Genomic DNA, 13771 nt, shown 5'->3' with positions numbered 1-13771 from the left:
TGGGCTTGAGTGGGGGCGAATGTGCTTCTAGTTGCTGATTTTCTTTTTCCGATCTGCCAAAATCAGTGTCTCTGGTTGGGACTATCGGATGAAGCGTTCTGCTGAATTACTCGTTGTCGTCCTGTTGTGCACCGCTTTTGCTTGGGCTGGTGAAAACGATACTGACTTCGACGCGTTGATGACTCGGGCTTACACTCTTCTCAGGTCTCACCAGAATGATGACGCGATCCGTACTTACAAAAAGGCAATCAAGCTCAATTCTTCGAACGCTGAGGCGTACCTGAAGCTTGCGCAGGCATACGCAACCGTGGATGCGTACAAGGACGTGATTGCAACAGCCCAGCGCGGGCTGCAGGTAGCCACCGAAGACCGCATGCGCTCCCATCTCCACGACATCATGGGACTCGGCTATGAGAGACTCGTCAGCGAGTCTGGCAAGGAGAAGCTCAGTTCTGGCGACCGCGAAAAGCTCCTCGCCGCCGAGCGCGAATTACGCGAAGCTGCTGCACTTACGCCAGCGCCACCGCTAGTTCATCTCGAACTTGGCCGTGTTTTGATGAAGATGAGTCGCGATGACGAGGGGATTACCGAACTCAAGCGTTTTCTCGCCGAACACCCGGAACGGCCTAATGCCGAGATCAATCGATGGCGTCATACGGCAGAACTTTTCATAGAGAACCCACGTCGCACTCGCGAAAACTATGTTCCCGAGTTCTCTGTGACCACCGCTGACGGACACTACATTTCGTCGGACGACCTTGTTGGCAAAGTGCTCGTGATTGATTTCTGGGGCTCGTGGTGCCCTCCCTGCCGTCGTTCCATTCCCGATGTACGTTCTATGGCGAAGCGCTTCGTTAACGACCCTGTTGTCGTGCTCAGTGTTAGCAGCGATGCGGACGAGAACCAGTGGCGGGCATTTATATCGGAAAACGATATGACCTGGCCTCAGTACTTCGATAAGGACCGCCACATCGCCAAGCTGTTCGGCATCCATTCATTTCCCACGTATGTGGTAGTGGATCCCGAAGGCGTGATGCGCTGGGTTGAACACGGTGCCCAATCGACAACCGAGGTGCAGAACGAAGTCAAGAAACTCCTGAAAGTGATTGCCACGAACAAAAGCGCAACCTCTCAGGGACACTGATTTCTTCATCTCTGCTTGCAGCATTCTCCCCACAGAGTGACAATGTTTTTTCGTCAACGACTCTGTGCCGGGACACACATGAACATTCATCGGCTGTCTGCCATAGGTCTGCTGTTCGGCTCAACTCTCATCGCGCAACAGGCGCAACAAACAACTCCCACTCCTCAGCCCTCGACAGAGAACCCTCAGAGCGCCACCACTCTCAAAGTACGTTCACAACTGGTGCTCGTGCCCGTAATTGTTACCGACAAGTCCGGCAAACATCTTCCGGGGCTCTCGCGCGATGCGTTCCGAATCGACGAGGAAAACAAGCCGCAGAAACTTGGGTTTTTCGAGGAAGTGACTGCACCCGAGCATGTCCAAGCGACCGCACCTGCACGGCCATCTGGCACCGCCTCCAACTTTTCAGGGACCGATGCAGCTTCCCGACACTTCACAATTGTCGTGCTCGACATGATCAACACACCGGCGATCAAGCAGGCGGAAGGTCGCCGCCAATTGATTGAGTTCCTGTCCAAGGGTTTGCCACAGGATGAACCCATCACACTGCTCGGCTTAAACAGGAAGGGCATTTATCAGCTGCACTCGTTTACCACAGACACTCGCGTTCTAATTGCAGCCGTGAAGAAGTTGCAGTCCTCCGTTTCGTCCAGCGAAATGAACGAGGCCGACATAGCAGCCATAGCCGATTGGCAGGCCGAACTGGTGAGTTTTGCTTCCGACCAGGCACAGCAGATTTCGCAATTTCTTCAGGATACGGTGGATGGATCAGCCGCCTTCCAGCAGCGTGATTCAACCCGGCGCACGCTTGATGCCTTGAATCAGATTGCCTCCGCCTATTCAGGCGATAGCGCCCGCAAGACTCTCATCTGGGCCAGTTCTGGCTTTCCATTCATGATCAATGATCCACACTCGTTCGCCCATATGGGCCTTGACATGGTCCAGCAGTACGAACGGACATGGCGCGCACTTACGTCTGCGAACATCGCTGTTTATCCGGTCGAACTCACTGGTTTGGATTCTCGAATCGTGGATGCCAGCCAGCGTCGCCAATCCTCCCAACCAAGCAGGTCGCGTGGTGGAAATCCGCTGGGAACGAGCATCGTTCCCACCTACGACGTGTACCAGGAGCGCCAGCAAACTTTCCGCGCCTTCGCCGACGCAACCGGCGGGCGGGCATGCTTGAATACCAACGACTTCAAGGAGTGTTTTGCTAAAGCTATCGACGATTCGAAATCCTACTACCTGCTCGGCTACTACCTTTCCGGAGACGACAAGAAGACCGGGTGGCGCAAACTTAAAGTCCATGTGTCTGCGCCTAACGCACACGTCCGCTCCCGAGAAGGGTTTTATGCTGCTGCGGTCCCCGAGGACACTCCAGCCAACCGCCGTCAGGAAATCGTGTCGGCCCTGTCATCGCCATTCGAATACACGGGCATCGTCATCGACGTGCACAACTCCGGCGCGAAGCAACTCGCGCCCAAAGCGGATGCCCCCTCGTCCGAAGTGCGAACAGTTGAGGACTTTGTCGTGCACATTCCGGTTTCAAGCGTGCGCATCGACTCTCAGAACAATAATCGCGTAAGCCTTGAAATAGCCGCCGTAGCTCTCGACAAGTCCGGCAAAGACGTCGCCCGCATCTCACAATCCGTGCAGGCCTCTTTCACTCCCGAGAGGCTCGCCCGAATCCAGAAGTATGGCATTGGACTGAAGGAACAACTTGAGCTCGTCCCTGGGAAGTATGAGTGCCGTTTCGTCGTCCGCGATAACCAGACTGGCCAAATCGGCACGGTACACATGCCCTTTGAGGTGAAATGAAAACTGGCCTATTCGCGAGGCCGGTCTATTCTAAAGTCGGGTGCCCCATCTTCGACGCGCGTTTTCTGCGCGGCTAAGGTGGGAGAGCAAAACGCCAACGGCTAGTAGCAATAATTGAACCGCTCTAGCCACCGTGGTCCGATCAGATCATCGTTCTGCGTTGGATTGCACGGTGGGCTCATACCTATACACTCCCCTTACAACAGATCCTTCCCTCTTCTTCAAAAACTGATACAAGTATCGGTGTGGCCCCGAACATTGCTCTACGTTTGTGAGGTCATAAAGTTCATCTCCCACAGCCACAGTCACGCCTTCATGCCATTCCCTCCGTTGGCAAGTTCTTAGTATCAGACCTTCTGATTGGCGATCCAGCACATCCGGAAGCCGACGCTGTTGTCGTCCCGATTCCTGTCGCACTCGGGACGCTCGCGCCGCAACGACTTCGAGCAGTTTCATCGGAAGCATTGGAAGAATTTCGTCCTGACTCCATGCCGCAAAGAAACGCACGAATCCCTCGGCAACACAGTACAGGAGCAAAAAGCTGAGTGGTTGCAGAACATACTCGACAGTGAGAATCCCACTCATGTAGAGCTGAGATCCCTCATTGGGGAAGGTTAAATGCCTGAGTTGCATCGCCCTCATCAGCATGAAGCTTTTGTATCGAAGGATGGTCAGCGTACCAGAGATCAGGAGCTCGGCGATTCCTGAAGCCATCGTCGGTCCGCTCGTGCCTCTCGACGAATATTCCAGCACTCTGTTGCGATAAGTTTCAGGCAGAGTTGAAACGATGGTTTCTACTAGGAATCTGCTCACGTGCCGCTCTCCGCAGTCATTTACTACTCGCAGACTTTGCGACCTTCGTCTTCATCCAGAGCAACCCGCAGGAACCACCGTGGATACCCACCAAGCGAGATCTCCCCGCTCTTGCGACGTCGAGCCTTTGTTACAGAATGAACCGAGGCCAACACAATCCATGCAAACAGCGCGCAGATCCAAGCCACATCAATCCATGGATAACGGTCCACGAATGCAACTGACAAAATCAGCGCGCTTCCGACCGCAATTGTCGGCCCCCACTGTCTCGTCCTCGTCATGCGTTAGCCTTCAGCAACTGCTCCGCGTTCTGTAAACTCGCCTCGGTCACTTTCGCCCCGCTCAGCATGCGAGCAATTTCTCTCCGCCGCTCGTCTGCACTCAGAGGGCGCACCGTTGTCTTCGTTCGTCCCCCGCTCTCGTGCTTTTCAATCAGGAAATGTCTGTCCGCAAAGGACGCAATTTGCGGCAGGTGCGTGATGCACAATACCTGCTTCGTCCGCGAGAGAGCCTTCAGCTTCTTGCCTACAGCATCGGCAGCGCGCCCGCCAATTCCAGTATCGATTTCGTCGAACACCAGTGAGCGCTGCCCATCCGACTTCTTGCTGCTTTTCGCGCTGCCAGCCTCGACGCTCGCCTTGAGCGCAAGCATCACACGCGACAACTCGCCGCCCGACGCGATCTCTTCGATCGGCCCCATCGGCTCTCCCGGATTCGTTGAAATCAGGTACGCTACTCGATCGAATCCTGTTGCCGACCAGTTCCCTTCCTCATCCGATCCCGAAACCTCAATCTTGAACTTCGACTTCATTGCCAGATCGTTGATCTCGGCTTCGACCGTCTTCTCCAGCTTGCGCGCCATCTCGTAGCGCTTCTTACTCAGCGCTCGCGCCTCATCCAGATACTTCGCTGCCGCCGCTGCCAATTGTTTTCTCAAACCTGCTAGCAGCTCATCCTTGTTCTCCAGATCATTCAGCTTGCCAGCCGTCTCCTGCTGAAACGCCAACACATCTTCCAGAGTCGGGCCATACTTCCTGCGCAGCTTGTCCAGCACCGCCAACCGGTCCTCAACCTCCGCCAGCCTTTCCGGCGAAGCGTCCATTCCGTCGGCGAAATCGCGTAACGTCGTAGCCACATCCTCGACCGTGATGCGCGCGCCGTCCAACTGCGCCAGCGCATCCTTGAAGGACTCATCGAACCGCGCCAGCTCCTCCAAATGCTTCGTCGCCGCCCGAAGCCTCGCTACTGCCGACTCCTCCACCTCATACAAAACATCAAAGGCCCCTTGCGCCGCACCATACACGCGCTCGGAGTTCGCCAACACCCGCTTTTCAGCCTCGAGCTTCTGATCTTCTCCGGCTGCGGGGTTCGCTTCTTTGATCTCCTTGAGTTGAAACTTCCACAGATCAACCAAACGCAGCTTTTCCTGCTCGTCCCGCTCCAACTCGGCAATTCGCTCCGCGACTTCCTTCCACTTGGCGTGCGCATCGCTCACTGCGATCACACTCAGCCCCGCCGCCGCGTCCAGCAGCGCAAGCCTCTCGGGAGGATCGAACATCAGCATTGTCTGATTCTGCGCATGCACAACAGCCAGCCGCGGAGCCAGAGCTTTCAGCACTGCCACCGTTGCTGGCTGGTTATTGATGAACACCCTTCCCTTACCGTTCAGGGCGATGTCTCTTCGCAGAATGACTTCGGAACCCTCGCTGTCGATGCCGTTTTCTTCAAGCACAGCGGCGATCGCCGGGTCATCGGAATCGTACAAGGCAGCGACCGTTGCCTTCTCCGCTCCATGGCGCACGACATCACTGTAGGCTTTCTCGCCCAACAGCAAGGCGAGCGCGTCGATTAGAATCGACTTACCCGCACCGGTTTCACCCGTGAGCAGGTTCAGCCCTGTCCCAAACTCAACCACCACATTGTCGATGACGGCGTAGTTTTCAACCCGCAGTTCCCTAAGCACTCAGGCACCCATCGTGTGTAGATTTCCCGGCGAGGATACCACGCCAACCGGCATCTTCGCCTACGAAAAACTCTGCCTCAGCTGCGCCCAGGGTGGCCCAGAGTTGGCACAGTGCCCCAACTCTGGGACTGATTGCACCAGCACAACTGCTTGCGCTACATGCCTACCACACCTTGCAGGCGTTCGCTCGCACCATGGGCTGTCCGGCTTTACATCCAAACGCCTTCTGGAACTCCGGCAGATCGCTCACAATGCCGTTGATGCGATACCGCCCCGGAGAATGCGGATCGGTGATTGCGTTGGCTCTCAATTCCTCAGGCCTTGCATTCTCGCAATCCCACTGCGCGAAGCCGATGAAGAACCTCTGATCCGGCGTGAAACCATCCACCGATTCCAGATTCATGCCCTTCGTCGCCTCTTTCCACGCCAGATAAGCCAGCAGAGTGCCTCCGAGGTCAGCCACATCCTCGCCACTCGTCAGCTTGCTGTTGATCTTGATGTCGTCCACAACCACATACTGCGCATATTGGTCGCGCACGCAGTTGATCTTCTCCTCGAACTTCTTCGCGTCCTCGGGAGTCCACCAGTCCTTCAGATTCCCTGTGGAGTCAAACTGCCTTCCCTCGTCGTCGAAACCGTGCGTCAACTCATGCCCAATGGTCGATCCCGTATTGCCATAGTTCGGAGCGTCGTCCATCTTCGGGTCGTACAACGGGGGCTGCAGCACGCCAGCCGGGAAGTTGATGTCGTTCATCTGCGGGTTGTAGTACGCATTCACTGTGGGCGGAGTCATGCCCCACTCCAGCTTGTCCACCGGCTTGCCAATTTTGCTCAGCTCGCGATGCGCCTCAAACGAAGCTGCGCGCTGATGATTGCCAAACAGGTCTCCCGCCTTGATGTCGACCGAGCTGTAGTCTCGCCACTTGTCCGGATATCCAACCTTGTTCCTGATGCCGTTCAGCTTCGTCAATGCCTGCTTCTTCGTCTCCGGAGACATCCAGTCGAGCTTGTTGATTTCCTCGGCCATTGCCTTTTCTATCAACTCCGTCATGCGCACCGTGTCCTGCTTCGTCTTTTCCGAGAACGATCTGCGCACGAACTCCTGTCCCAGCGCCTCGCCCAGCAAACGATCCACATCGGCAACGCAGCGCTTCCAGCGCGGCCTCTGCTCGGCCACTCCGCGCAAGTACTTCCTATTGAATGCAAAATCCTCATCCACGAAAGCCTTCGATAGATACGGGGCCGCGCCGTCAATCACATGCCACCGCAGATACACCTTCCAGTTCTCCAGCGGCTCGCTCTGAAGCTGCTTGTTCAGCTCCTTAAAGAAGTCCGGCTCTGTCACGTTGATGGTCTTTACACCATCCAGGCCGCTCTTCGTGAGGTATGCCTTCCAGTCGAATTCCGGCGTCAACTTGTCCACCTCTGCCGGAGTCATCTTGTGGAACAGCTTGTAAGGATCGCGCTTCTCCACCCTCGTCAAAGTCGCATTGGCCAGCGCAGTTTCCATGCGCATGATGGTCGCCGCATCAGACTTTGCCTGTGCCTCGGATTCCCCAGCAAGCGCCAGCATCTTCGCGATATGTTCGACGTACTTCTGCCGTTGCTCGACCGACTTCGCATCAGTCTTTACGTAATAGTCACGGTCCGGCAGTCCCAACCCGCCACCTACGGCAAAGGCGATTACCTGCGTCGCGTCGCCAAAGTCCTGGTTCGAGCCGAATCCGAACACTAGTCCAGGATGTGCTCCATTCAAATGCTGCGATGCCAGCCACGGCGCGAGATCCCGCTTCGACTTCATCGCAGAAATCTGCTTCAACGTAGGCTCAATCGGCTTCGCCCCTAGCTTCTCGACCGTTGCTTCGTCCATGCAGGCGCCGAAGTAGTCCCCGATCTTTTGCTGCACCGGCGTGCGCGAGGCATTCGGCTTCGAAAGATCGTCCAAAATGCCCCACAGGTATTGCAGATTGTCGTTCGCCAGCTTCGAATAGACGTCCCAACGCGCTTGGTCGGGCGGAATCGGATTCTTCTTCATCCACCCTCCGCAGCTGTATTGATAGAAGTCGACACAGGGATCGACTGCCTTGTCCATCGAGGGAACATCGAGACTCGGTGTGTAAGGCAGGGCCTTAAGAGGCCGCTCGGCCGCCTTTGTCGCAGCGGGCGCAGCCGACGGAGTCGCATTGTTCTGCGCAGTCGCTACAACCGAGCCCAACATCAGCGCAATCATCAACAATCCATTAGTCTTCATGATTATGTTCAGTCCGTTTCCACTTATTTCAGGTGCTCGCAGTTTACACTGCTGCAGAGCCTTCCCTACTGACATCCCCTTAGAACCTACTCTGAAGTTGCCATTTCGTATTCCTGTTTGCTCGTTAAAATGGACTTCTGCACAAGGCGCGCGCGCAAAGCTCTACAGAGCTGACTATAATGAAATCGACTCGCAACACTGCCCAAGCCCCAAGCCAACAAGCCTCGCCTGAGCGTGATGCGACTTCAGCGCCCGCTCCAATGAGAAAAGGATGCCGATTACTAACTTTCTAGCTTTCGCACTGGGCGGGGAGGTTTTGGACATGGTTTCCAATACCGGCCTCGTCGCAAAAATCGTACTTCTGATCCTTCTCGCCTTCAGTCTTCTGTCCTGGACGATCATTCTCTCCAAGTACGGCCTCTACCGCCGCGCCGCGGTACAGAGCGGACGTTTCGTTCGCACGTTCCGTCGTGCCACGCGCCTTCAGGAACTCGCTGCCGTGTCGGATCAGTTCAAGCCTTCACCCCTGGTCGCCGTGTTTGATGGCGCCGTAGAAGAGCTGAAGCGTTGCGGTGCCAATCCGCGCACTATCTCCGTACAGCGCGCTACCCAGATCGCCGCTTCCGAAGAACTTACGCGTCTTGAGAGCCGTCTCAACTGGCTTGCCACCACGGGTTCCATTGCTCCCTTCGTAGGACTATTCGGAACCGTTTGGGGCATCATCGACGCATTCCACGGACTCGGCAATGCTGGCGCTGCCACGCTTCGCGCCGTTGCCCCTGGCATTTCCGAAGCGTTGATTACCACTGCTGCCGGACTTTTTGCCGCCGTGCCCGCCGTGATCGCATACAACGTGTTCCTGCAAAACATTCGTGAATTCGCCGCGCGCATGGATGACTTCAGCCTCGAGCTGCTCAACATCATCGATCGTAACGGCGACGCTCGATAGGAGATTGCGGTGGCGTTTACAAACAGCAGGGGACGCACTCAGACATCGCTCTCGGACATCAACATCACGCCATTCGTTGATGTGGTCCTCGTATTACTGGTGATGTTTATGGTGACCGCTCCGATCCTTCAGTCCGGCATTGAGGTCGAGGTGCCCAAGACCAAGACGGTCAAGGAAATTACCGAAGAGCGTCTGGTCATCACCATCGACAAGGATCAGCGTGTGTTTCTGGGGAATGATCCCATCAATATCAACGAAATCTCCGATCGGCTGCACGACAAAATTCGCGATCCGCAAGGCCAGAGCGTCTTCATTCGCTCCGATGAGAATGTGCCCTTTGGCGCCTTTGCCACTGTAATGGACGCCGTGAAGCAGACCGGCATCACCAACGTGAGCATCGTGACGCAACCGATCGATACGAAGACAAATGCCTCTGGACGCTGACATCTACGGTCGTAAAGAATCACTCGCGCCGTCGCTGGCCGTTTCCACAGTGCTTCACGGGGCGTTGCTCGCCTGTGCGCTTTTGCTGCCTGGTGTGTTCTCCCACGCTGGCGATGCCTGGGGAAACAATGGCAACGGCGGAGAACCTGGCGGGGCCATGAGCGCTCATCTGGTCAGCGGCATTCCCTTGCCTCCAAACCCGCAAGCGAAGCCTGAAAACGTGCTAGCCAACGACAGCAAGGGACTTTCGCAATCCGTTCCGGCTCCCATCTCGAAGCCCGACGACAACGCGATCGCGATCCCTGATCGCAACACGAAGGTCAAGACGCCAAAGCAGCAGAAGCCCGTCGCCAATACCTCGCCGCAGCCCAGTCCGCGCGAAGTGCAAAAGCAACAACGTCCGACGCTTCCCACGCCAAGCCGCGAGAAACCGCGTGAAATGGCGAAGGTCGATAACACTGTTCCCTTTGGCGGTGGCGGACCTGTCGCAGGCCCCTTCACTACGTTTCAGAGTGGTGGGACGACCGGCGGAATGAAGTTTGGTGAAGGCGGCACCGGAACCTTCGGCTCACGCTTTGGCTGGTACACCGAGGTGGTGGCAAGAAAGGTTCACCAGGCTTGGCAGAGCGAAGTAAATCCGAGTGTCTCCTCGGCAAAGCGTGTTTATATACTTTTTGATATCTCGCGGAACGGCAGGCCGTCCAACGTACGTATCGAGCAGTCCTCGGGTATTCCAGCACTCGACACGTCCGCGGTTCGCACCCTGCAGCGTATCGACACCTTTGGAGATCTGCCCCGGGAGTACAACGGTAGCTACGTTTCCGTGGAGTTCTGGTTCGATTACAGGCGCTGAGTAAGTCCGTCTTACCGGGGCTTCACAGGAAGCTGCCGGAGCGACCGCTCCATGCGCCACAGCAATTCTGGGAGAGTTGAATGAAGCAATTCGCAGCCCTGTCCACTCTGCTCCTGGCGCTGGTGCTCGCTTCGCTGACACCAGCAACCGCGCAGGATTGGATCCGTACGGGCACTGGCGTTGGTGGTGAGAAGATCCGCATTGCAGTACCGGACTTCAAGATCGCAACCGCCGACCCTCAATCCACCCCACTCGATAAAACATTCAATAGTGTTCTCTTCAACGACCTTACGCAGGCTGGCATCTTCGACATGGTTTCGAAGAGCTTCTATCCGCTCGGCGCAGTCGGCGCACCCGGTGATGCCAAACTTAGCGTCTGGGCCGCGCCTCCGGTCAACACCGCGATGCTCGCCTTCGGCAATCTCGGAGTCAGCGGCGGAAGCCTCCAGGTTCAGGGATGGCTCTTCGACGTTAAGAATGTGCAGAACCCGCAAGTCTTCGCCAAGCAGTACCGCGAAACGGCAACGGAAGAGAATACTCGGACAATCGCGCATCGCTTCGCCGATGAAATCATCTTCCGCCTCGGGGGCGGCATCAACGGCATCGCCGAAACCAAGATCTATTACATCAGCAATCGCGGTGGCAGCAAGGAAGTCTGGACGATGGATTACGACGGTGCAGGACAGCACCAGCTAATGCATCTGGGTTCCATTTCGCTTGCGCCCCGCATCTCGCCCGATGGATCCCGCCTGGCGTTCTCGTCCTTCGCGCATGGAGGCCCCAACATTGCGATGTACTCGGTTGAACTTGGACGCCTGATCAGCTTCCCGAGCTTCGGCGGCACGAACCTATCGCCTGCATGGAGCTCCGATGGCTCGCGCATCGCATTCTCTTCTTCGCGCAGTGGCGATCCTGAAATTTACGTCTGCAATCAGAATGGAAGTAACCTGAAGCGTCTGACGGCGTATCATGGACCTGACGTGTCGCCCGTATGGAATCCGAAGACCAACGCACAGATTGCGTGGGTCAGCGGGCGTAGCGGTCTGCCGCAGATCTACATCATGGATGCAGACGGTACAAATGCGCAGCGTATCACCGATCAGGGCTATGCAGTCTCCCCTTCCTGGTCGCCTAATGGACAATTCCTTGCATTTGCATGGATTCGTCACTATGGTCCCGGTGCGCCGGGCGCTTCCGACATTTACATCATGGACGTCGCCAGCCACCAGTGGGTGCAGCTCACGCATGACGGTGGGCGCAATGATTTTCCGTCGTGGTCTCCAGACGGACGTCACATCGTGTACCAGTCCACACGCAGCGGCACAGAGCAGATTTGGTCCATGCTGGCTGATGGTAGCCAGCAAACGCAGTTGACTTTCACCGGTTCCAACTCGCAACCTAATTGGAGTTGGAAATAGAAAAATCGGAACGGCTTTTTAAAAGCAGTTGCTGATTCGTGTCCGTAACTCATAACGGTCCGGCCATTTTACGAGTCGGCCAAATGCGAGATTTCTCGCCTGGAGGATGATTTGAAACATAGCAAGATGAAGTGGTTTCTTATAACGCTTGCTCTGGCCACGATTGTTGTCGTTGGCGGATGCAAAAAGAAACAAGTACCCCCGACCCCGCCGCCGCCTCCTCCTCCGGCACAACCCACTGCGACCCTGAGCGTCAGCCCTGAGAGCGTCACCCGCGGCGGTTCGGCGACCCTCACCTGGTCGACTCAGAATGCCACCACCGTTAGCATCGATGGCATCGGAACTGTGAATCCCAATGGTTCGCAGCAGGTCTCTCCGACGGTCTCCACCACCTATCGCCTTACGGCCCAGGGTGCTGGCGGATCCGCAGATGCGACCGCACGCCTGACCGTTGTCGAGCCTCCTGCGCCGCCGGCGCCCAAGGCTCCCGAGCCGACCGATGAAGCTCTGTTCTCTCAGAACGTGAAGGACATCTACTTCGACTATGACCGCTACGATCTCCGCGCAGAAGATCAGGCCACGGTTGATGCTGATGCCGCCTTCCTGAAGGCCCATCCGTCGATCAAGTTCACCATCGAAGGACACTGCGATGAACGCGGGTCCACCGACTACAACCTCGCTCTCGGCGACAACCGCGCCAATGCGGCTCGCAACGCCCTCATCAAGGCTGGTGTGTCGGCTGACCAGATCAAGGTCATCAGCTTCGGTAAGGAAAAGCCGTTCTGCTCCGAAAGCAATGAATCCTGCTGGCAGCAGAACCGCCGCGACCACTTCGTCTTCGGACAGAAGTAGTCTCAGCTTTGCAACAACTCGGCGGGGCGTCTCATAACGTCCCGCCGTATTAGTTCCACCCGCTGTACAAACGATTTTGCTGGCCTGCGAGACAAAGTAAGTCGCTTGTATTAAACTCGATTTTGGCAGTTGTTAATACCTCTGCTCCTCTGTGTAGGAGAGCAGAGTCCGGCGCCAGGCGCCCGGAGACGAGAAATGAATTTGAGAAAAGCAGCAGCTCTCGCGGTAATGGCCATCACAATCGTGGCTCCCGCCACTCCGGCCTTTGCCGTTTCCAAGGAAATCATCCAGCTTCAGACGCAGGTGCAGGACCTCGCCGACCGCATGGCTCACATGCAGCAGTCGTTCGACGAGCGCATGGGCGTAATGCGCAGCCTTATCGAGCAGAGCACCGACAACGTCAATAAGCTCACCGAATCCGTACAGGGCTTGCAGAGAACACTGCAGCAGCAGAGCTCCGATTCACAAGGGCGCCTTGATCAGGTCTCCGGACAGATCCAGACTCTTAACGATTCGCTCGACGAACTCAAAGCGCGCCTGGCCAAGACCAGCAAGCAGCTCGATGATCTTCAGAACCAGCAGCAGAACCTGACTCAGCCCGGCCAGCCCGCATCGGGCGGCTCCCCTGCAGCCGCGCCTACTGGCGCTGCCGCTGCTCCCCCGGCCGACGTTCTCTACAACAACGCGCTGCGCGATTACAACTCAGGCCGCTACGACCTCGCGCTCTCGCAGTTTCAGGACTACATCAAGTACTACCCGAACACCGACCTCGCTGGTAACGCGCAGTACTACGTTGCTGACGTCGAGTACCGTGCAGGAAACTTCGAGGCCGCTGCCGCCGATTACGACAAGGTACTCGAGCAGTTCCCTGGCGGAAACAAAGCCGCAGCAGCTCAGCTCAAAAAGGGCTACGCTCTACTTGAACTCGGACGCAAGGACGCCGGAGTTCGAGAACTGAACGCGCTGATTCAGCGCTACCCTCGCACCATTGAAGCGACTCAGGCGCGCGAGCGCCTGAAGAAGCTGGGCGCGTCCACCTCGCGCCCGGCTTCTTCCAAAAGAACTCGTTAATCGCCGATCGCCTCAGGCGATCGCGCGATGGGTATTGCCAAACCTTCTTACTGCCTTCCACATTGCTTCATATCTGGTCAACTTTTTCTTCCTCGGGAATTGATTAACGAAACAGTCACTCTCCTTCCATAATCCCATTCACTCTTGTGCCAATCGTTTGAACAGCGCCCTAGTACCTGCAACTCCCCGCATCTC

The 13771-nt window shown here is 56.5% G+C and carries 12 protein-coding genes; 8 read left to right on the top strand and 4 right to left on the bottom strand.

Going from position 1 to position 13771, the window contains the following annotated elements; genetic code table 11:
• The first annotated feature begins 88 nt into the window (after positions 1–88).
• Positions 89–1144: a redoxin domain-containing protein gene (locus tag AC6IZD_RS06445; protein WP_497786864.1), complete on the top strand. Its 1056-nt coding sequence runs from the start codon at positions 89–91 to the stop codon at positions 1142–1144.
• A gap of 42 nt (positions 1145–1186) precedes the next feature.
• Positions 1187–2962, top strand: a complete 1776-nt coding sequence (locus tag AC6IZD_RS06440) for a VWA domain-containing protein (protein ID WP_497786863.1) — start codon at positions 1187–1189, stop codon at positions 2960–2962.
• A 147-nt stretch (positions 2963–3109) separates the two neighbouring features.
• Here AC6IZD_RS06440 and AC6IZD_RS06435 read toward each other — a convergent pair whose 3' ends face one another.
• The 4 genes from AC6IZD_RS06435 to AC6IZD_RS06420 form a co-directional block, all read right to left on the bottom strand.
• Positions 3110–3775, bottom strand: coding sequence for a hypothetical protein (locus AC6IZD_RS06435; protein WP_497786862.1), 666 nt, complete (start codon positions 3773–3775; stop codon positions 3110–3112).
• 23 nt (positions 3776–3798) lie between these two features.
• Entirely contained in the window at positions 3799–4056 is a 258-nt protein-coding gene (locus tag AC6IZD_RS06430) for a hypothetical protein (RefSeq protein WP_497786861.1), read from the bottom strand.
• Positions 4053–5738 carry a DNA repair protein RecN gene (gene recN, locus AC6IZD_RS06425; RefSeq protein WP_497786860.1) on the bottom strand — a complete coding sequence of 562 codons (1686 nt, stop codon included), beginning with the start codon at positions 5736–5738 and terminating at the stop codon, positions 4053–4055. The genes AC6IZD_RS06430 and recN overlap by 4 nt, the downstream gene beginning before the upstream one ends.
• 163 nt (positions 5739–5901) lie before the next feature.
• Entirely contained in the window at positions 5902–7989 is a 2088-nt protein-coding gene (locus AC6IZD_RS06420; RefSeq protein ID WP_497786859.1) for a M13 family metallopeptidase, read from the bottom strand.
• 271 nt (positions 7990–8260) lie between these two features.
• Between AC6IZD_RS06420 and AC6IZD_RS06415 the strand changes: the two genes are divergently transcribed.
• The 6 genes from AC6IZD_RS06415 (at position 8261) to AC6IZD_RS06390 (ending at position 13576) form a co-directional block, all read left to right on the top strand.
• A complete protein-coding gene (locus AC6IZD_RS06415; RefSeq protein WP_497786858.1) occupies positions 8261–8938 on the top strand; it encodes a MotA/TolQ/ExbB proton channel family protein in 678 nt (225 codons plus the stop codon).
• Positions 8939–8947: 9 nt separating this feature from the next.
• Positions 8948–9382, top strand: a complete 435-nt coding sequence (locus tag AC6IZD_RS06410; RefSeq protein ID WP_497786857.1) for an ExbD/TolR family protein — start codon at positions 8948–8950, stop codon at positions 9380–9382.
• The gene (locus tag AC6IZD_RS06405; protein ID WP_497786856.1) at positions 9366–10235 is read left to right on the top strand and encodes a TonB family protein; all 870 of its coding nucleotides are present in this window, start codon (positions 9366–9368) and stop codon (positions 10233–10235) included. Before AC6IZD_RS06410 ends, AC6IZD_RS06405 begins: the two co-directional genes overlap by 17 nt.
• A gap of 80 nt (positions 10236–10315) precedes the next feature.
• Positions 10316–11653: a Tol-Pal system beta propeller repeat protein TolB gene (gene tolB / locus AC6IZD_RS06400; protein ID WP_497786855.1), complete on the top strand. Its 1338-nt coding sequence runs from the start codon at positions 10316–10318 to the stop codon at positions 11651–11653.
• Between the two features lie 111 nt (positions 11654–11764).
• A complete protein-coding gene (gene pal, locus AC6IZD_RS06395; RefSeq protein WP_497786854.1) occupies positions 11765–12505 on the top strand; it encodes a peptidoglycan-associated lipoprotein Pal in 741 nt (246 codons plus the stop codon).
• A gap of 195 nt (positions 12506–12700) precedes the next feature.
• Entirely contained in the window at positions 12701–13576 is an 876-nt protein-coding gene (locus AC6IZD_RS06390) for a tetratricopeptide repeat protein (protein ID WP_497786853.1), read from the top strand.
• Positions 13577–13771: the final 195 nt, after the last annotated feature.

This window comes from Koromonas humicola (assembly GCF_059726255.1).
This window is presented reverse-complemented; position numbering and strand designations above follow the sequence as displayed.

Excerpts from the sequence above, each read along its gene's own strand:
- AC6IZD_RS06445 (WP_497786864.1), top strand. The coding sequence starts at position 89 with ATGAAGCGTTCTGCTGAATTACTCGTTGTCGTCCTGTTGTGCACCGCT.
- AC6IZD_RS06440 (WP_497786863.1), top strand. The coding sequence starts at position 1,187 with ATGTTTTTTCGTCAACGACTCTGTGCCGGGACACACATGAACATTCAT.
- AC6IZD_RS06430 (WP_497786861.1), bottom strand. The coding sequence starts at position 4,056 with ATGACGAGGACGAGACAGTGGGGGCCGACAATTGCGGTCGGAAGCGCG.
- AC6IZD_RS06420 (WP_497786859.1), bottom strand. The coding sequence starts at position 7,989 with ATGAAGACTAATGGATTGTTGATGATTGCGCTGATGTTGGGCTCGGTT.
- AC6IZD_RS06415 (WP_497786858.1), top strand. The coding sequence starts at position 8,261 with ATGCCGATTACTAACTTTCTAGCTTTCGCACTGGGCGGGGAGGTTTTG.
- AC6IZD_RS06405 (WP_497786856.1), top strand. The coding sequence starts at position 9,366 with ATGCCTCTGGACGCTGACATCTACGGTCGTAAAGAATCACTCGCGCCG.
- tolB (WP_497786855.1), top strand. The coding sequence starts at position 10,316 with ATGAAGCAATTCGCAGCCCTGTCCACTCTGCTCCTGGCGCTGGTGCTC.
- AC6IZD_RS06390 (WP_497786853.1), top strand. The coding sequence starts at position 12,701 with ATGAATTTGAGAAAAGCAGCAGCTCTCGCGGTAATGGCCATCACAATC.